We start from the raw sequence: 17484 nt of genomic DNA, 5'->3' as shown, positions 1-17484 counted from the left end.
AAAATGCCGCCCTGCCGCGTCAAGCGGAAAGGGGGAAGGCAGCGCTTCTATGCGAGAAACGCCGATATGACAACGTTTGACGGTTGTGTTTGGGCGTTTGATGCATTCGTTTCCGGCCAGAACGGCCAATTCCACCTATACGCTGAGCATCCGGCCGGCGCTGGCAAGCTTCGTTGACGAGGTCTGCGGCACGCTGGCGCGGCTATGCGCCTATCTGATGACGCTGGCGCTGATGGCCATTTGCGGTATCGCGCTATGGCAGCATTTGCCCGAGGTTACGGCGATCGAGACGTCGTCGAAAAGCTGGAGCCAGGCCGGCCGCACAGCACCGGCGTTCGCGGTGAGCCAGCTCATTTTTCCCGGTAAGACAGAGACTTACGAGGTTTTTCGGCATCCCGAGGGCGGCCGCAAGGACGTGTTCCACTGGAGCGGCCTCGGCGGCACGCCGATAGCCGAGCTCGAAATCTATCGTCCGGGTGAAGAAGCCGATCAGGTCGGCTCGGCCGCCGGCTACCTCGCCGCCAGGATGGACCCGGCCGGCCCGCGCGAATTGGAGGCCGCAGGAATCGTCGACAGCAAGTTCGGCACCGTCACGCTGTTTCGCCGGGTCGGCGGCGTGGAGGCTGAGCGCGCCTGCCTGCGGTTTTACAGGCATGTCGATGAGCCGAAATTCCGGCTCTCCGGCTGGTCATGCCTGGGCGAAGACTTGCCGGCCCGCCGCACCGCGATCGGCTGCGTGCTGAACCGGCTGATCATGCTGACGTCCGGAAACGATGCAAAACTGACGGAATTGTTCGCCCATGCCGAAATCAGGCGCAGCGATTGTGCGACGTCGGGTGCGCCGGCCTTGTCGGCGGATTGGGTGACGGGCGCGGATAACCCGCATTTGCGCGGCACCCTGTAATCCATCGTTGGCGGAGCCTGCTCGGTAGCCCTCAAAATTGTGGCAACAAGCAGCCAAGACACTGGTTTTCATGAAACTTTTTCGCTGCGCGTCGCATTATTCCGGCCCGGTGTGGCGCAATTGACCTAGCGACGATGGTCCGGCCGCGGCTACAATGCCGGCAACCAGATTTGGCGATCCGCCAGCCCGTCACGGGCGGACAATGACGAGGATGCAATGACCCGAAAATTCCCCGCTGCGAGCAAGCTCGCGATGTTGCTTGCTGCGGCTGCCCTCGTCGCGCTCGGCTCGGCTTCGGCCAGCGCCCAGTCCAAGCCAAAATACGACAAGGACGGCCGTATCTATTACGGGCCGAACGGTCCCAACCGCTCCTACCAGCAGGGCCCGCGCACCCGCGTTTACGTCACCACCCGCTCGTGGCTCGATGCCGGCACGGAAGTGCTGCCGGGCGACCGCAAGTTCCAGGACTACGCCTTCCCGCCGGAGATCGGCTACCCGACGTTCGCGCGCGAAAACCTCAACCGCCCGATCGACCGCCAGCCGCTCAACCCGCCGTCGGATATGGGTGGCTATCCTCTGACCGTCCCGCTGCCGCCGTATTAAGCGGCACTCGCCAGATGAAAGAATGCCCGGTCGAGACCGGGCATTTTTTGTGACCTTCAGCGAGCGAACGCCGGATCGTAACGCTCGCAAAACTGTTCGATCGCCTCGGAGCGGAAATCGCTCAGGCGTTCGAAGATGATCTCATCCGGCCAGTCCCACCACGCGATGCGGCGCAGGCTTTCGGCGACAGAATCAGGAAAGCGCTGGCGGATCGCGCGCGCCGGAACGCCGCCGACGACCGTATAGGGCGGCACGCTGCGGCTTACGACCGCGCCCGCGGCGATGACAGCACCATCGCCGACCGTCACCCCCGGTAGCAGGATGGCGGCGTGCCCGATCCAGCAATCATTGCCGACGATCACCTGGTCGCTGCGGCGCTCGGCAAAGAAGTCGCGGTCCCGCGTCGCCGTCGCCTCGTAATATTCCGGGCAATAGGTGAAGCGATGCTGCGACGGCCGGCCCATCGGATGGTTCGGCGCGCCGATCCGCACCGAATTGGCGATCGCCGTGAACTTCCCGATCACGGCGTCGGCGACCTCGCAATTTTCCCCGAGATAGGAGTAATCGCCGAGCGAGGCATATTCGATGCGGGTGTTGTTCAGGACTTCGCAGCGCCGGCCGATCTGCGCCTCGCGCAGGCGTACCGTTTCGTGGATGATGGTTTCCGCGAGTTTCGGGCGATGCGACGCGTCCATGAGACGGCTCCGATAGTGTGGTCAGACCGTAGGGTGGGCAAAGCGCAGCGTGCCCACCCTCTCGCAGCGAATTCGATGGTCGATGGTGGGCACGTCGCTGCGCGCCTTTGCCCACCCTACGATTCCTACGATTCCGGCAACCTTACGCATGCAGCTTCTGCAGCTCCTTCAAAATCGCCTCACCCATCTGCGTGGTTGAGGCCGCCGTCGTGCCTTCGGATTTGATATCCGCGGTGCGCAAACCGCTGGCGAGCACGGCTGCGATCGCCGCGTCGACCTTGTCGGCCGGCGCGCCCATGTCGAAGGAATAGCGCAGCGCCATCCCGAACGAGGAGATCATCGCGATCGGATTGGCGAGGCCTTGGCCGGCGATATCGGGCGCCGAGCCGTGCACCGGCTCGAACAGCGAGCGGCGCTTCCTGGTCTTGGCATCGACTTCGCCGAGCGAGGCCGAGGGCAGCATGCCGAGCGAGCCGGTCAGCATCGCCGCGATGTCGGACAGCATGTCGCCGAACAGATTGTCGGTGACGATGACGTCGAACTGCTTTGGCGCCTTCACCAGCATCATGCCGCCGGAATCGGCGAGCTGGTGCTCCAGCGTCACGTCCTTGTATTCGCGCGCATGCACGGCCGTCATGACCTCGTTCCAGAGCACGCCCGACTTCATGACGTTGCGCTTTTCCATCGAGGTCACCTTGTTGCGGCGCTTGCGCGCCAGATCGAAGGCGACGCGGCCGATGCGCTCGATTTCATAGGTGTCGTAAACCTGCGTATCGATGGCGCGCTTCTGGCCGTTGCCGAGATCGGTGATGGTCTTGGGCTCGCCGAAATAGACGCCGCCTGTCAATTCGCGCACGATCATGATGTCGAGGCCTTCGACCGCCTCGCGCTTCAGGCTGGAGGCATCCGCCAGCGCGGGATAGCAGACCGCAGGACGCAGGTTGGCGAACAGGCCGAGGTCCTTGCGCAGACGCAACAGGCCGGCCTCGGGGCGCACCTCGTAGGGCACGCTGTCCCACTTGGGCCCGCCGACAGCACCGAAGATGATGGCGTCTGCGGCCGAGGCCTTGGCCATGTCGCCTTCCGAGATCGACACCTTGTGCGCGTCATAGGCGGAGCCGCCGACCAGCCCCTGCTCGGTCTCGAATGACGCGATGCCCTGCTTGTTGAGCCAGTCGATCAGGCGCTGTACCTCCCCCATCACTTCGGGGCCGATGCCGTCGCCGGGGAGAAGCAGCAGTTTATGGGTCGCCATGGTCGTTACCTCCAGTTCGTCAGGGCCGGGCAAAAGCGCGAAGCGCGTCTTCGCCCAATTTCCCGGTCATCCACGTCTTTTCTTGCGTTGGCGGCAAGACGTGGATGCCCGGCACAAGGCCGGGCATGACGGAAAATGTGAAATCCGGGCGGAGTGCTAAAGCGCCGGAAGCAGATTGGCAAGGCGCAGAAAACAGGGCCAGAATGGCCCCGAACGAGCAACCCGCAAGCCCCTCAAGAAGGCACCAAGACGGACCTCATGACTTTAGCCATTATCTACGCCTTCGCTTCGGCCTTCTTCCTGGGCGCCGGGGTCGTTCTGGCGCAGCTCGGCTTGCGGACCGTCGAGCCGCTGTCGGGGGCCGCGATCAGCGTCCCCTCTTTCACGCTGCTGTTCCTGCTGCTGTCGCCGCTGATCCTGCAGGGCGAGCCGGTGGTCTGGCGCGGCCTGCCGATTTTCATCGCTATCGGCCTGTTCTTCCCGGCCTCGCTGACGCTGTTGACCTTTGCCTCGAACCGGGCGCTCGGGCCGGTCATCACCTCGACGCTCGGCAACCTCGCACCGCTGTTTGCGGTGGCGACGGCGGTGATCCTGCTGCACGAGCCGCTGGAGCCGCCGCAACTCCTTGGCCTTATCGTTGCCGTTGCGGGGGCTGCGATCATCACCGTGACCCGCCCGCGGGACCTCGGGCATTGGCGAAGCTGGGCGCTGTTGCTGCCGCTATGCAGCGCGCTGGTACGCGGCGTGGTACCGCCTATCGTCAAGCTCGGGCTTGCGGTGTGGCCAAGCCCGCTCTGGGCCTGCTTGATCGGCTACGTCACATCGTCGCTGGTGGTGCTGACGGTGCAGCGCGTTCGCAAGGGTAGCTTTCTGGTGCAGGCGCCGCGCGCCGGTCTGTTCTGGTTCGCGATGACCGGAATCAGCAACGGCCTCAGCGCACTCACGCTGTTCGCCGCGGTCCGCAACGGGCCGATCACGCTGGTGGCGCCGCTGGCCGCGATCTATCCGCTGGTCACGGTGGCGCTGAGCGCGATGGTGCTCAAGCACGTTGCGATCACCGCGCGGATCGTTGCCGGGACCGCGCTGACGGTGCTCGGCGTAGCCCTGGTGCTTATTGGTTGATCCCGTTGCGGGATTGGCAACACACCGTTGCTCCCTGTGCAGCTGTGCAACGACCGCTTTGCCTGCCAGAATGGCCCCTGCCGGAGAATTTTGTGAAAGCTCCCGACCAACACACCTACGCGCACCCTGCGTGGCTGATCCTCATTCTGTCGCTCGCGCCAACGATCGGTCTCGGAATCGGCCGCTTCGCCTATGCGCTGGTGCTGCCCGACATGCGCGACGCGCTCGATTGGTCCTATTCCGCCGCCGGCTTCATGAACACGATCAACGCCGTCGGTTATCTGGCGGGCGCGTTGCTCGCCTCACGGATGATACGGCGCTTCGGGCTGCCGCGAACGGTCCGCTGGGGAACGCTTGCCGCCGTCGCCTCGCTGGCGCTATGCGCCGTCTCCGGCAATTTTTTCGTGCTGAGCTTTGCGCGATTGCTGGCAGGCGTCGGCGCGGCGGGCGGGTTCGTCGGCGGCGCGGCGCTGGCCGCCACGATCGCGCAGACGCGCCCCGAACGCGCCAACTTCCTGCTCAGCCTGTATTATGCCGGGCCCGGGCTCGGCATTCTCTCCTCGGGGCTGGTCGCGCCGTTCGTGCTGCAGGGCTTTGGGCCGGGATCGTGGTGGATCGTGTGGTGGGCCATGACGCTGCTTTGCGCCGTCCTGATCCTGCCGCTGTTGCTGGCGCCGCTTGGCAGCGGGGCTGCGATCGACAAGGCGGCGCCGGCCAAATTCTCGATCCGGCCGGTGCTGGTCTATCTGATCGGCTACTTCCTGTTCGGCGCCGGCTACATCGCCTACATGACCTTCATGATCGCCTATGTGCGTGACGCCGGTGGCGGCGCGGCAGCACAGAGCGCATTCTGGAGCCTGATCGGCCTCAGCGCCTTCGTGACCCCGTGGGTGTGGCGTCGCGTGCTCGCGCTCGACCGCGGCGGGCTCGCCACCACGATCATCCTCGGCGCCAACGCCATCGGCGCGGCGCTGCCGATCTTCGGTCACTCGGCATGGCTGCTCGCAATCTCGGCGCTCGTGTTCGGCGTCGCCTTCTTCGCGGTGGTCGGCTCCACCACCGCTTTCGTCCGTTTCAACTACCCGCCGCAGGCCTGGCCGACCGCGATTGCGGCGATGACGATTTCATTCGGCATCGGCCAGACGCTCGGGCCGATCGTGGTCGGTGCGATCACGGATGCGGTCGGCAGCCTGTCATTTGCGCTGAACATCTCGGCCGCGATGCTGGCGCTGGGGGCGGTGTTGTCGGCGTTTCAGGGCAAAATCAAGCAAGGAACGTAGGCCCGGAGCGAACAGCGCATCTGCCTACAAATAGAACAAACGATAGATCAGCAATTGAAGGAGAAACCCCATCGAGAGCAGGCCAAGGAAGCCGGCATACGTCAGTAGCCCGACCGTGCCTCTCGTGCGCCACAGGTAGTAAGGGAGATACGGCAGCCAAAACATCGTCACGAGGAAGCCATAGTCGAAACATCGAGCGACATGCGGACGCACTTTGCTATCGGCATCAATCCATAGCGCGATCAGAATTACTGATAAAACGCTTGCACCAGTGGACGAAGCCGGCGCTGAAGGCATGCCGCGCCAATAGAACAGGCCTTCAAGCAGAGCTGAAATCATCGAGATGCCAATGAATGAAATGATCAGCCATCTCCGCCTGTTCATCTGTCCGCCCAATCTCAACCTCACGTCGCCTGATAAAACAATGCTATCATAAATTATGTCCAGCTTCGCGGAAGAGGCAACAGCGCGTCTTTGCACAATGTTCGAATGACCTTGAACGCCGTCTGTGTCGGGCACGCGGAGCGTGTCGCCAAGTATCTCTCATCACGATCTTGATGTTGCCCATACTGCGACTGCGGCAGTTTGCGAGGTCAAGCAGCGTTACATTGTGGTAGGATGCCGGCCCGACGGCCCACGTAAGCGCGGGGCGCGCCGCAAAACCGAGAAACGTGGAAGGGGAGAGGGGATCATGGACACGGAGGGGAATGTGACCTATTTCGATCTCGGACCGTACAGCCGCAAGGTCACCACGTCGTCGCCCGACGCCCAGCTTTGGTTCGACCGCGGCCTGAACTGGCTGTTCGGGTTCAACCACAGCGAAGCGATCAAATGCTTCCAGAAAGCGCTGAAGCACGATCCCGAATGCGCCATGGCGCATTGGGGCATCAGCTACGCCTCCGGCCCCAACTACAATCTGCCGTGGGTGCGCTACGACCCGCTTGGGCGGCAGAACGCGCTATCAGCATCCTACGATGCGATGCAGGCCGCGCTGGGGCATGCAGGAAAAGCCAGTCCGGTCGAGCAAGCAATGATCAAGGCGCTCGCCGCGCGCTACCCTCAGCGCGAGGCGATCGAAGATATGTCGCCCTGGGACAAGGCCTACACGCGGGAAATGCGCAAAATATTTGCTGCATTTCCCGATGATCTCGAGGTGCGGGCGGTGCTGGCCGAGTCGATCATGAACGAGACGCCGTGGCAGATGTGGGACCTGCCGTCCGGCAAGCCTACCGAGGGAGCGGGCACCGAGGAATGCAGGGCGCTGCTGGAAGCCGCACTCGAACGGATTCCCGCTGCGTGGGATCACCCGGGTCTGCTGCATCTCTATGTCCACCTGATGGAGATGTCGCCCTTCCCACAACGCGCGCTGCGCGCCGGCGACCGGCTGCGCGAAATCGTGCCGGATTCCGGTCACCTCATCCACATGCCGACGCATCTCGATGTGCTGTGCGGGCACTACAAGGACGTGCTCGTCTACAATCAGAAGGCATTGCAGACCGACCGCAGGTTCCTCGCCTACTCCGACGATCCGGGCGTCTATCTCGTCTACGTCATTCACAACTTCCACTTTGCGATCTATGGCGCGATGTTCCTCGGCCAGTACACGCCCGCCATCGCAGCGGCGGAAGAGCTGATCGCAACGATCCCCGAGGCCGTGCTGCGGATTCAATCGCCCCCGATGGCGGATTTCCTCGAAGGCTATCTGACGATGAAGCAGCACGTGCTGGTGCGCTTCGGCAAATGGCGCGAGATCATCGCGCAGAGGTTACCGGAGGACCGAGACCTCTATTGCTCGAACGTCGCCAAGATCCATTACGCCAAGGCGGTCGCCCATTCGGCGCTCGGCAATGTCGCCGAGGCCGAAGCGGAGCGGGCGTTGTTCGTGGCGGCGAAGGCGCGGGTGCCCGAGAGCCGCCGGGTCCACAACAACAAAATGGTCAACCTGCTTGAAGTCGCGGCCGCGATGCTGGATGGCGAACTGGAATACCGCAAGGGCAACCATGACGCGGCCTTCGCGCATCTGCGCCGGTCGGTCGAACTCAGCGACGGGCTGCCCTATGACGAGCCGTGGGGATGGATGCAGCCGACCCGCCACGCGCTGGGGGCGCTTCTGCTCGAGCAGGGACGAATTGAAGAAGCCGAGGCGGTGTACCGCTCCGACCTCGGCCTTGACGGCAAGTTGAGCCGCGCCTGCCAGCATCCTGATAATCTCTGGTCGCTGCACGGGCTGCACGAATGCCTGGTCCGCCGCGGAGAAAAGGTGGAGTCGGCCCTGATCAAACAGCGGCTCGACCTGGCGCAGGCGCGGGCGGAGATTCCGATCAAGGCATCCTGCTTCTGCCGGCGGATGGACATGGCGGCGGCGTAGTCGTTCGCGGCGCCCGTCGGATACGGCTTAGGGCGGAATTCAATCAGGCCCGCTGTCGCGCCGGCGCGCCAGCATTAACCATCTGTTTGCGATATCGTCGGATCACCAACGGAACGTCACTAAAACTGGACGGTTGTTGCTGGCAGAATGTCATGACACCATCCGAATACCGTTAATTGAGACTTTTCAGACCCCTATGCCCCGCCGGAAATTTGCCTGGGAAAAATTATCGGACGACCAGTTGCTCAAGCAACGCCTCAGCAGCCTGAGGGTTGCCGTCGACGGCACGTGGCTGGAAGATTGCCTCAACACTCTCCAAGAAGAGCTCGGAGCGCGGGATATCCGGTTGCGGCCACATACATGGGTATCGAGCGAATGGTTCAGCCCGGCTGGCGTGCCCGGTGTTGCCATCCCATTCTATCTCACCCATCCCCGCCTGATGAAGCTCGAGAAAAAAATGATGCTCGACGTCGAGGGCGGCACCTGGTCCGAGTGCATGGCCATCCTCCGTCACGAGACAGGCCATGCCATGCAGCATGCCTACCAGCTGCAACGCCGCCGGCGTTGGCAGCAACTGTTCGGCCCATCCTCGAAACACTATCCGCGCTACTATCGCCCCAACCCGGCAAGCCGGAATTATGTCCAGCATCTTCGGCTTTGGTACGCACAGAGTCATCCGGACGAGGATTTTGCCGAAACCTTCGCGGTATGGCTGAGGCCACGTTCGAAATGGCGGACGCGCTATGCCGGCTGGCCGGCGCTGAAGAAGCTCGAATATGTCGACGAACTGATGGCCGAAATCGCCGGGAAACGACCGCTTGTCACGACGCGGGAGCGCGTCGATCCGCTGCATTCACTCAGCGAGACGATCGGTGAACACTATCAAAAGAAGCAGGCGTTCTACGCATTCAAGGCGCCGAAAACTTACGACCGCGACCTGTCCCGGCTGTTTTCCTCCGATCCGCGACATCGCCGGGAGCAGGCGGCTTCTCTCTTCATCAGGCAGCACCGCGCTCAAATCAGGCAGCTGGTTGCGCGGTGGACGGGCGAGAACCAGCTCACACTCGATGCCGTGCTCGACGAGATGATGTCCCGGTGCCGCGAGCTCGATCTGCGCGCTGTCGGCCCCAAGCAGAAGCTCGTGACCAATTTCACCATTTTATTGACCGCCAAAACCATGCATGCGCTGTTTGGCCCGTCGCGGCGGAAATGGATCGCGTTATGAGACACCTTCGCGTTCTCGTGCTGATGCATCCGGACTTCGTGCCGCCCGACTCGTCCGACGGATACTCCGTGCGGGAAATCAATGAATGGAAAACCGAGTACGACGTCGTGAGCACCCTGCGTGCGGCCGGCCACGACGTGCAGCCGCTCGGCGTGCAGGAAGAAATCAAGCCGGTGCGCGAAGCGATCGAGGGCTTCAAGCCGCATGTGGTATTCAACCTGCTTGAGCAATTTCATCACGAGCCGGTGTATGACCAGCACATTCCGAGCCTGCTCGAACTGATGCAGGTCCCATACACCGGCTGCAACCCGCGCGGCCTGATCCTGGCGCGCGGCAAGGACCTGTCCAAGACGCTGGTGCACTACCGCCGGATCGCGGTGCCGGCCTTCGCCGTGTTTCCAATGCGGCGCAAGGTGAAACGGCCGGCGCGTCTGGCGTTGCCACTGATCGTCAAGAGCTTGAGCGAGGATGGATCGCGGGGCATCTCGCAAGCATCCATCGTCGATACCGACGAGAAGCTTGCCGAGCGCGTTACCTTCGTTCACGAGCGCGTCGGAACGGCTGCCATCGCGGAGCAATTTGTCGAAGGACGTGAACTCTATGTCGGTGTGCTCGGCAACAATCGGTTACGGGCCCTTCCGGTCTGGGAATTGAAGTTCGGCAGCATGGGCGGCCAGAGTGCGCGGCATATCGCCACCGAAAAGGCCAAGCACGATACGGATTATCAGGAAAAGCTCGGAATCGAAGACGGGCCGGCCAAGGACCTTGCGCCGGATCTGCAAGATCGGATTCAGCGGATCGCAAAGCGCATCTACCGAACGCTGGGCCTCGATGGATACGCGCGCATCGACTTTCGCCTCGCTGCCGACGGCACGCCGTATTTCATTGAAGCGAACCCCAATCCTGAAATCGCAAAGAGCCAGGAGTTTGCTCTAGCAGCCCGGCACGATGGACTCGATTATCCCGACGTGCTGCATCGTATCCTTGCCCTCGGAATAAGCCGGGCAAAGGCAGGCGTATCCGTCGGTTGAAAGACGCAAGAAAGCCGCGGGCTAACTCCCGCTGAACGAATTATAGCCCTGGTCTTCCCAGAAGCCGCCCTTGTAGTCGTTGGTGACTTCCATCGACATCACGTATTTCGGATTCTTGAAGCCGAGCTTGGTCGGCACCCGGATCTTGATCGGGAATCCATAGGCACGCGGCAGGATCTCGTCGCCGAACTTGAACGTCATCTGGGTCTGCGCATGCAGCGCGGTCGCCATGTCGAGCGGCGAGTTGTAGCCGTCCTTGTCGGCGCACTGGAACCAGACATATTTGGCGCGTGTATCGGCACCGATCAGTTTCAGAAAATCGCGCAGCGGCGTGCCGGTCCAGCTTCCGATCGCGCTCCAGCCTTCGACGCAGATATGGCGCGTGATCTGCTTGACCTGCGGCAATTGATAGAGCTCGTCCAGCGTCCAGGATTTCTTGTTCTCGACCAGGCCGCGCACCTCGAGCTTCCAGGTCTTGCCGTCGATCGTGGGCGCTTCCTCGATGTCGTAATAGGCGTTGAACGGGAAAGGCTTGGTGATGTCTTTCTCCGAGAAGGTCGGCGCCATCGCATTGGGGTTGAAGATCAGCGCCTGCACGCCGTCATTGAACTTCGATACCTGCTTCAGCATCGACTCGGCCGAGAAACTGTCGGTCACGTCGCAGCCGGTGAGCAGCGTCAGCGCGCCGAGGCTGGCACCACCGGAGATGAAGCGCCGGCGGCTCAGATCCGGCATGGTCTTGATCGCGTCTCTGATGAGCAGCGTCTTGTCAACGCCGGGGATGAGAAGGTTGCGCATGCGGCCCATGACCGTGCTCCTTGTTATATCTTACGCATGATCTTGTCGGAAAACCGGTAACCGCTTTTCCGGATCATGCTCTAATTAGCGGCCGATGATCATGGCGCGCAGGCTCTTCGGCACCAGAAGGGCGAGCGCGACATGAACCACCATGAAGGCGACGATCGCCGCCATGCAGAAGAAGTGGACGTAGCGGGCGGCGTCATAACCGCCGAACAGCGCCGTCAGATATTGCAACTGCACCGGCTTCCAGATCGCCAGCCCCGACAGCACGATAAGGATGCCGATGACGATGATCCCGGCATAAAGCAGCTTCTGCACCTGGTTGTACTTGGTGAGATCCTCGTGCGAGAGCTTCCCGGTCAGCGCCGCCTTGGTATCCGAGATCACGCCCTCCGGCGTGATCGGCAGCAGCTTCTTGCGGAAGCGGCCGGTGGCGAGACCCACGGTCAGATAGATCAGGCCGTTGACCATCAACAGCCACATCGCGGCGAAATGCCAGAGCAGGGCCCCGCCGAGCCAGCCGCCGAGCGTGAGGCTGCTGGAAAAGCTGAAATTGAACAGCGGCGAGGCGTTATAGATCTGCCATCCCGACATGATCATCAGGACCATCGCGAAGGCGTTGGTCCAGTGCAGCGCACGCACCCAGGCCGGCTGGATGACTTTTGCCTTGGTTGACGCGGCGTGCTCGTCGCTGACTGTGAGGGCCGACATATCCGTTTCCCGTCTGCAATTGGGTATTTGATTTATACGCCCGGAACCGGGCCAGCGTTACTGCCATGACGCTATCAGATCGATGCATGGCGCCTATGGAATTCACAAAAAAGCGAGCCGGGTTGCCCCGGCTCGCCAATCCACACGCCCTGTTGGGACCAGTCAGGGCGCGCGGGAGCTCAGGACGCCGGCATCAGCACGGTGTCGACCACATGGATCACGCCGTTCGACTGGTTGACGTTCGAGATCGTAACCATCGAGGTTCCGCCCTTGGCGTCGACGATCCAGGTCTTGCCGTCCTGGTGCTTGACCGTCAGCTCTTCGCCTTCGGCGGTCTTCAGCTTCATGCCGTCCTTCAGGTCGGCGGCGGCGAGCTTGCCGGGCACGACATGGTAGGTGAGGATCTTGGTCAGGGTCGCCTTATTCTCAGGCTTCACCAGCGTGTCGACGGTGCCGGCCGGCAGCTTGCCGAAAGCGGTATTGGTCGGCGCGAACACCGTGAACGGGCCCTTGCTTTCCAGCGTTTCGACCAGGCCGGCAGCCTTCACCGCGGCAACCAGCGTGGTGTGATCCTTCGAGTTGACGGCGTTCTGGACGATGTTCTTGGAGGGGAACATCGCGGCGCCGCCGACCATCACGGTCTTTTCTTCCGCGCTGGCGGGCGCGGTGATGGTGGCGGTGAAAGCCAGGGCGCTGAACACAGCGGCGGACAGCAGTGCAATACGTTTGGACATGGAATCTTCTCCCGAGGATTGCGATGGCCGGCGGGTCATCCGCCGGTGCTCAAAACAACGACGCCAGGTCGATTGACCGGGTTGATTTCGTCGTCGTTGGGCCGAGCTACGGGAGGTTTTTCGGCCGGTTTCGGCGAATAAATTATCGTGATGGCTGAAACTTTTGAGAGTTCGGGCCGTGCTCGCACAATCCGCCCCGGTGTCGTCCCTGCGAACGCAGGAACCCATACCGCGTGATTTCACAATCAGGCACGGTGACTGATAGTCATCGCCAAACCAAGGCCGGTGGTTATGGGTCCCTGCTTTCGCAGGGACGACCACGGATAGCACCCGTAGCTCAAAAAAGCTCGGCCGATGTCTTTCGCAACAATCTAGAAAAGTGCCTCCAGCGCCCCCGCCGTAGGCCTATCCGCCAGATCGGATCGGGCCAGGCGCACCGCAATTCCGACCTTGCCGAGCGTATGCGGGATTGGGGGGCTGAACTTGGAAACGCCAACAGTAATGGTGTCGATCAATGCGAAGCGGCGCAGCAGGCCGATCGCAACGGCCTCGCCTAGCGCTTCCAGCGTTTGATATTTCGTCCCGCTGGCGAGGCTCACCGCGGCGTCCACCACGGCATCGTAGCGGATCGACGCATCTAGTTTGTCGTCCCGGTGCGTCGGAGCCGGATTCAACGTCGCGTCGATGTCGAAGGTGAACTTCTGCCCGAGACTGCGTTCTTCCTCGAACAAGCCATGGTATCCGAAGGTCTGCAATCCGGCGATCTGGATGGTGGTCAACATTGGGCCGCTCCTTCATCAGAAGGTGGATCGGATTTTTCCGATTGCCCAGGCGCGCGGCTGATTTTCTCGCGCTCCCCGATGGTGCCCCATCTGCGATCGCCAGTCGCGCGAGATCGCTTGTATAGAGGCACAATCGACGCGGCTCAAGGGTATGCCTGATATTTCCGAGCTGGCTTCGGAGTACTGCAATGAATGTGTACGGCTGCCAATAACTGGCAATACTGTGGACGTTCGCACCGGCATAGTATGGCCGGAGTCCTTGCGATGCCTGGAGATGAAAGATGAAGAACTCGATCTTCGCCGACGGCGCCGGCTATGTCAGGGGGCACTTCGTCCCGATCGCCGAGGCCGTGCTGCCCGTCACCGATTGGGGTTTTACGCGATCCGATGTCGTCTACGACGTCGTGCATGTGTTCAAGGGCGGCTTCTTCCGGCTTGCCGACCATCTCGATCGTTTCGAGCGCTCGATGGCGAAGCGCCGGATCCGGCCACCGGAAGACCGCGCCGCGATCGAGGCGATCCTGCATCGCTGCGTGGCGCTGACCGGCCTCATCGACGCCTATGTCGCGATGGTGGCCTCGCGCGGACGGCCACGCGTGGCGGGATCGCGCCGGCCAGCCGATTGCGAAAACCACCTGATCGCCTATGCGCTGCCCTGGATCGATGTCGTTCCGAAGGACGTGCAAGCGCGCGGAGCCCATGTCTTCATCGCCTCGACGCCGCGCGTGCCCGACGCCTCGGTCGATCCCACGGTCAAGAACTATCAGTGGAACGACCTGACCTCCGGCCTCATGGAAGCCCACGACGCCGATTTCGATACAGCGGTGCTGTGCGACACGGAGGGTTTCCTGACGGAAGGGCCGGGCTTCAACATCTTCGTCGTGAAGGACGGAAGGGTGACAACGCCAGATCGCGGCAGCCTGCACGGCATCACGCGCCGATCGGTGCTGGAGCTCTGCGCCGAACTCGGCATCGAGGCTGCGGTTGAACCGATTCCCCGATCGGCGCTCGACCACGCCGACGAGGTTTTTCTGGCGACGACCGCCGGCGGCGTCATGCCTGCGTCGCGCATCGGCACACGCATCCTCGGCAACGACCGCCCCGGGCCGATCTCAATGCTGCTCAAGGATACCTACTGGCGCAAGCACGAGGAGGGCTGGCACCGGACGCCGGTCCGGCCCCTGGAGGCCGAGGCCGGCGAATGAACGGCCAGCGAGCACATTGGATGGATTGAGCCCGGTCCGTAGTGGAAAGAAAAATGCAGCAAGCGATCAGCACGCTTCTCGTACTTGGACCGCTTCCGAGTTCTGCAACTGCTGCCGTTCCGACGATGCAGGCATTTGAGGAGCAGTTATCAAAGGTTCAAACGCCGATCACGGATGAAGAGGCTTGCGCATTGGTGAAGCTCTTCGGTCCGGACGATTGCTTCGGACTTGCATGGACCCTGCTGCATCTGATCGAGACGGCGCCGGGTTGGCCGGTCGAAAGTGCATTAGTTGGCCTCGAAGGCGAATGGATCGATCGCCTTCGAGAGCGAGCGGCTTGCTAGGACTTGGCCTGCCCGTTACCCCATCTACTGAAGGGGAGCCGCCTAATCCCGATTATGCGGCGTCTGGATGAATCCGCGATTGTGCGTCGGGCTGATCAGGATCTCGTTCATGCACACCCGCGGCGGCATGCTGGCGACGAAGGCAATAGTGCGGCCGCAATCTTCCGGCTGCAGCATCTTGGCCTGCTCCTCTTCCGACGGCACCACCGGGCGCAGCTTCAGGATCGGGGTCGCGACCTCGCCGGGAGACAGGCAGCAGGCGCGCAGGCCGTTGACGCATTCGTCCATATTGAAGGAATGGGTCAACGCCAGCACCGCATGTTTTGTCGTGGTGTAGGCCGGGCCCGGCATTTTCGAGACGTGCCGGCCGGCCCAGGACGCGACGTTGATGATGCAGCCGTCCTTCTGCTTCCGCATCGCCGGCAGCACCGCACGCATGCAGTAGAGCACCCCGTTGAGATTGACCTCGACCAGCTTGTCCCAGCCCTCCAGTTCCATGTCGGCCCAGCTTCGCTTCGGCACGTTGATGCCGGCGCTGTTGACCAGCAGATCGATCCGGCCGTGCCTGGCCAGGATCTGGTCAGCCGCCTTATTCACATCGGCCTTATTGCTGACATCGAGCTGGATCGCCTCGGCCTTGCCGCCCTTTTTCGTGATGCTGGCGACGACGCGTTCGAGTTCTTCCTTGCGGCGGCCCGAAATCACCACCGTCCAGCCGTCGGCCGCCAGGAATTCCGCCCCGGACTCGCCGATTCCGCTGCCACCACCGGTCACCCAGGCCACGCGTTTCCTGTTATTTGACATGCAAACTGTCTCCGTTGCTTTGTGAAGGGCGTTTTTGCTAATCCAGCCCGCGGAATTCGCAAGGCTCAGCCCTCCAAGGGAATGTTGCATGAACACGACCGCCAACGCCAACCTGTTTTCCCGCCTGTTCGATACGCTCGACGATCCGAACCGGCTCGCGATCGAAATGCTCGATGGCACGCGCATCAGCTATGGCGATCTGATCGCCCGTTCCGGCCAGATGGCGAACGTGCTGGTCGCGCGCGGCGTCAAGCCCGGCGACCGCGTCGCCGCCCAGACCGAGAAATCGGTGCCGGCGCTGGTGCTGTATCTCGCGACGGTGCGGGCGGGTGCAGTCTATCTGCCGCTCAACACCGCCTACACGCTCAACGAACTCGACTACTTCATCTCCGACGCCGAACCGTCGCTGGTGGTGTGTGATCCCTCGAAGGCGGACGGCATCGGCGCGATCGCGGCCAAGGTGAACGCCAAGGTCGAAACGCTCGGGCCGGACGGCAAGGGATCGCTGACAGATGCCGCGGCCAAGGCTGATGCGGCGTTTGCAACCGTCGCGCGCGCCAATGACGACCTTGCCGCCATTCTGTACACGTCCGGCACCACCGGCCGCTCCAAGGGAGCGATGCTGACGCACGACAATCTGGCGTCGAACTCCCACAGCCTGGTCGACTACTGGCGCTTCACGGACAAGGACGTTCTGATCCACGCGCTGCCGATCTATCACACCCACGGCCTGTTCGTGGCGAGCAACGTCACGCTGTTCGCCCGCGCCTCGATGATCTTCCTGCCGAAGCTCGACCCTGAAACGATGATCAAGCTGATGGCGCGCGCGACCGTCATGATGGGCGTGCCGACCTTCTACACGCGCCTGTTGCAGAGCCCGGCGCTGACCAAGGAATCCACCAAGCACATGCGGCTGTTCATTTCGGGCTCGGCGCCGCTGCTCGCCGACACCCACCGCGAATGGTCCGCGCGCACCGGCTTCGCTATTCTCGAGCGCTACGGCATGACCGAAACCAACATGAACACGTCAAATCCCTATGACGGCGAGCGTGTGCCCGGCGCGGTCGGTCATCCCCTGCCCGGCGTCTCCGTCCGCGTCACCGACCCAGAGACCGGCAAGGAACTCGCAAGCGACGCGATCGGCGTGATCGAGGTGAAAGGCCCGAACGTGTTCAAGGGCTATTGGCGGATGCCGGAAAAGACAAAATCCGAATTCCGCGACGACGGCTTCTTCATCACCGGCGACCTCGGCAAGATCGATCCCAAGGGCTACGTGCACATCCTCGGCCGCGGCAAGGATCTTGTGATCTCCGGCGGCTTCAACGTTTACCCGAAGGAAATCGAGAGTGAGATCGACGCCATGCCCGGCGTGATCGAATCCGCCGTAATTGGCGTCCCGCATGCCGATTTCGGCGAAGGGGTCACCGCGGTGTTGGTCTGCAACAAGGGCGCCGACGTCACTGAAGCCGGCGTGCTGAAGGCGCTCGACGGCAGGCTGGCCAAATTCAAGATGCCGAAGCGCGTGTTCGTGGTCGACGAACTGCCGCGCAACGCGATGGGCAAGGTGCAAAAGAATATTTTGCGGGATACCTACGCCAAGATTTACGCGAAGTAGGAGCC

General features: G+C 62.3%; 18 protein-coding genes and 1 riboswitch. Of the genes, 10 read left to right on the top strand and 8 right to left on the bottom strand.

Features of this window, described 5'->3' with window-relative positions; translation table 11 throughout:
• Positions 1 to 100: 100 nt before the first annotated feature.
• Together ACPPVP_RS02040 and ACPPVP_RS02035 are read left to right on the top strand one after the other, a co-directional pair.
• The gene (locus ACPPVP_RS02040; protein WP_426530824.1) at positions 101 to 904 is read left to right on the top strand and encodes a hypothetical protein; all 804 of its coding nucleotides are present in this window, start codon (positions 101 to 103) and stop codon (positions 902 to 904) included.
• A 216-nt stretch (positions 905 to 1120) separates the two neighbouring features.
• Positions 1121 to 1507, top strand: coding sequence for a hypothetical protein (locus ACPPVP_RS02035; protein ID WP_426530822.1), 387 nt, complete (start codon positions 1121 to 1123; stop codon positions 1505 to 1507).
• Between the two features lie 56 nt (positions 1508 to 1563).
• Here ACPPVP_RS02035 and ACPPVP_RS02030 read toward each other — a convergent pair whose 3' ends face one another.
• Both ACPPVP_RS02030 and leuB read right to left on the bottom strand, forming a co-directional pair.
• On the bottom strand, positions 1564 to 2202 hold the full coding sequence (locus ACPPVP_RS02030) for a DapH/DapD/GlmU-related protein (RefSeq protein WP_426530820.1): 639 nt from the start codon (positions 2200 to 2202) through the stop codon (positions 1564 to 1566).
• A 142-nt stretch (positions 2203 to 2344) separates the two neighbouring features.
• Positions 2345 to 3457 (bottom strand): 3-isopropylmalate dehydrogenase, encoded by a 1113-nt coding sequence (gene leuB, locus ACPPVP_RS02025; protein ID WP_426530818.1) that lies wholly within the window; start codon positions 3455 to 3457, stop codon positions 2345 to 2347.
• 258 nt (positions 3458 to 3715) lie between these two features.
• Between leuB and ACPPVP_RS02020 the strand changes: the two genes are divergently transcribed.
• Positions 3716 to 4579 (top strand): EamA family transporter, encoded by an 864-nt coding sequence (locus ACPPVP_RS02020; RefSeq protein WP_426530816.1) that lies wholly within the window; start codon positions 3716 to 3718, stop codon positions 4577 to 4579.
• 92 nt (positions 4580 to 4671) lie between these two features.
• The gene (locus ACPPVP_RS02015; RefSeq protein ID WP_426530814.1) at positions 4672 to 5859 is read left to right on the top strand and encodes a YbfB/YjiJ family MFS transporter; all 1188 of its coding nucleotides are present in this window, start codon (positions 4672 to 4674) and stop codon (positions 5857 to 5859) included.
• A 24-nt stretch (positions 5860 to 5883) separates the two neighbouring features.
• Here the strand turns inward: ACPPVP_RS02015 and ACPPVP_RS02010 are convergent, their stop codons facing one another.
• Positions 5884 to 6378 (bottom strand): hypothetical protein, encoded by a 495-nt coding sequence (locus ACPPVP_RS02010; protein WP_426530812.1) that lies wholly within the window; start codon positions 6376 to 6378, stop codon positions 5884 to 5886.
• A gap of 172 nt (positions 6379 to 6550) precedes the next feature.
• Here ACPPVP_RS02010 and ACPPVP_RS02005 point away from each other — a divergent pair, with 172 nt between their 5' ends.
• From ACPPVP_RS02005 to ACPPVP_RS01995, 3 genes are all read left to right on the top strand, one after another.
• The gene (locus tag ACPPVP_RS02005; protein WP_426530810.1) at positions 6551 to 8227 is read left to right on the top strand and encodes a tetratricopeptide repeat protein; all 1677 of its coding nucleotides are present in this window, start codon (positions 6551 to 6553) and stop codon (positions 8225 to 8227) included.
• A gap of 136 nt (positions 8228 to 8363) precedes the next feature.
• Complete coding sequence (locus ACPPVP_RS02000) at positions 8364 to 9452, top strand: putative zinc-binding metallopeptidase (RefSeq protein ID WP_426530808.1); 1089 nt, start codon at positions 8364 to 8366, stop codon at positions 9450 to 9452.
• A complete protein-coding gene (locus ACPPVP_RS01995; protein WP_426530806.1) occupies positions 9449 to 10483 on the top strand; it encodes a D-alanine--D-alanine ligase family protein in 1035 nt (344 codons plus the stop codon). The genes ACPPVP_RS02000 and ACPPVP_RS01995 overlap by 4 nt, the downstream gene beginning before the upstream one ends.
• Before the next feature lie 21 nt (positions 10484 to 10504).
• Here ACPPVP_RS01995 and ACPPVP_RS01990 read toward each other — a convergent pair whose 3' ends face one another.
• The 4 genes from ACPPVP_RS01990 to folB form a co-directional block, all read right to left on the bottom strand.
• Entirely contained in the window at positions 10505 to 11290 is a 786-nt protein-coding gene (locus ACPPVP_RS01990; RefSeq protein WP_426530804.1) for a molybdopterin-dependent oxidoreductase, read from the bottom strand.
• Between the two features lie 75 nt (positions 11291 to 11365).
• Positions 11366 to 11995 carry a cytochrome b/b6 domain-containing protein gene (locus ACPPVP_RS01985; RefSeq protein WP_426530802.1) on the bottom strand — a complete coding sequence of 210 codons (630 nt, stop codon included), beginning with the start codon at positions 11993 to 11995 and terminating at the stop codon, positions 11366 to 11368.
• A 179-nt stretch (positions 11996 to 12174) separates the two neighbouring features.
• The gene (locus ACPPVP_RS01980; RefSeq protein WP_426530800.1) at positions 12175 to 12729 is read right to left on the bottom strand and encodes a fasciclin domain-containing protein; all 555 of its coding nucleotides are present in this window, start codon (positions 12727 to 12729) and stop codon (positions 12175 to 12177) included.
• A 371-nt stretch (positions 12730 to 13100) separates the two neighbouring features.
• Positions 13101 to 13508: a dihydroneopterin aldolase gene (gene folB / locus ACPPVP_RS01975; protein ID WP_426530798.1), complete on the bottom strand. Its 408-nt coding sequence runs from the start codon at positions 13506 to 13508 to the stop codon at positions 13101 to 13103.
• A gap of 39 nt (positions 13509 to 13547) precedes the next feature.
• Positions 13548 to 13628, bottom strand: a riboswitch (ZMP/ZTP riboswitch).
• A 164-nt stretch (positions 13629 to 13792) separates the two neighbouring features.
• On the opposite strand from folB, the gene ACPPVP_RS01970 reads away from it, so the two are divergent.
• Together ACPPVP_RS01970 and ACPPVP_RS01965 are read left to right on the top strand one after the other, a co-directional pair.
• Positions 13793 to 14716 (top strand): aminotransferase class IV, encoded by a 924-nt coding sequence (locus ACPPVP_RS01970; RefSeq protein WP_426530796.1) that lies wholly within the window; start codon positions 13793 to 13795, stop codon positions 14714 to 14716.
• A gap of 53 nt (positions 14717 to 14769) precedes the next feature.
• The gene (locus tag ACPPVP_RS01965; RefSeq protein WP_426530794.1) at positions 14770 to 15060 is read left to right on the top strand and encodes a hypothetical protein; all 291 of its coding nucleotides are present in this window, start codon (positions 14770 to 14772) and stop codon (positions 15058 to 15060) included.
• Between the two features lie 42 nt (positions 15061 to 15102).
• Here the strand turns inward: ACPPVP_RS01965 and ACPPVP_RS01960 are convergent, their stop codons facing one another.
• Complete coding sequence (locus ACPPVP_RS01960; protein WP_426530792.1) at positions 15103 to 15864, bottom strand: SDR family oxidoreductase; 762 nt, start codon at positions 15862 to 15864, stop codon at positions 15103 to 15105.
• Positions 15865 to 15952: 88 nt separating this feature from the next.
• Between ACPPVP_RS01960 and ACPPVP_RS01955 the strand changes: the two genes are divergently transcribed.
• On the top strand, positions 15953 to 17479 hold the full coding sequence (locus ACPPVP_RS01955; protein ID WP_426530790.1) for a malonate--CoA ligase: 1527 nt from the start codon (positions 15953 to 15955) through the stop codon (positions 17477 to 17479).
• Positions 17480 to 17484 lie beyond the last annotated feature (5 nt).

The sequence above is a fragment of the Bradyrhizobium sp. McL0615 genome (assembly GCF_049993905.1).
Classification (GTDB): domain Bacteria; phylum Pseudomonadota; class Alphaproteobacteria; order Rhizobiales; family Xanthobacteraceae; genus Bradyrhizobium.
The sequence above is the reverse complement of the archived record's forward strand: the minus strand, read 5'-3'. Positions and strand labels throughout refer to the sequence as shown.

Bases quoted from the DNA above. Each gene is read 5' to 3' on its own strand.
- ACPPVP_RS01990 (WP_426530804.1), bottom strand. From the start codon at position 11,290: ATGGGCCGCATGCGCAACCTTCTCATCCCCGGCGTTGACAAGACGCTG.
- ACPPVP_RS01995 (WP_426530806.1), top strand. From the start codon at position 9,449: ATGAGACACCTTCGCGTTCTCGTGCTGATGCATCCGGACTTCGTGCCG.
- ACPPVP_RS02030 (WP_426530820.1), bottom strand. From the start codon at position 2,202: ATGGACGCGTCGCATCGCCCGAAACTCGCGGAAACCATCATCCACGAA.
- ACPPVP_RS01965 (WP_426530794.1), top strand. From the start codon at position 14,770: ATGCAGCAAGCGATCAGCACGCTTCTCGTACTTGGACCGCTTCCGAGT.
- ACPPVP_RS01960 (WP_426530792.1), bottom strand. From the start codon at position 15,864: ATGTCAAATAACAGGAAACGCGTGGCCTGGGTGACCGGTGGTGGCAGC.
- ACPPVP_RS01980 (WP_426530800.1), bottom strand. From the start codon at position 12,729: ATGTCCAAACGTATTGCACTGCTGTCCGCCGCTGTGTTCAGCGCCCTG.
- ACPPVP_RS02040 (WP_426530824.1), top strand. From the start codon at position 101: ATGCATTCGTTTCCGGCCAGAACGGCCAATTCCACCTATACGCTGAGC.
- ACPPVP_RS01955 (WP_426530790.1), top strand. From the start codon at position 15,953: ATGAACACGACCGCCAACGCCAACCTGTTTTCCCGCCTGTTCGATACG.
- ACPPVP_RS01985 (WP_426530802.1), bottom strand. From the start codon at position 11,995: ATGTCGGCCCTCACAGTCAGCGACGAGCACGCCGCGTCAACCAAGGCA.
- ACPPVP_RS02035 (WP_426530822.1), top strand. From the start codon at position 1,121: ATGACCCGAAAATTCCCCGCTGCGAGCAAGCTCGCGATGTTGCTTGCT.
- ACPPVP_RS01970 (WP_426530796.1), top strand. From the start codon at position 13,793: ATGAAGAACTCGATCTTCGCCGACGGCGCCGGCTATGTCAGGGGGCAC.
- ACPPVP_RS02005 (WP_426530810.1), top strand. From the start codon at position 6,551: ATGGACACGGAGGGGAATGTGACCTATTTCGATCTCGGACCGTACAGC.
- leuB (WP_426530818.1), bottom strand. From the start codon at position 3,457: ATGGCGACCCATAAACTGCTGCTTCTCCCCGGCGACGGCATCGGCCCC.
- ACPPVP_RS02020 (WP_426530816.1), top strand. From the start codon at position 3,716: ATGACTTTAGCCATTATCTACGCCTTCGCTTCGGCCTTCTTCCTGGGC.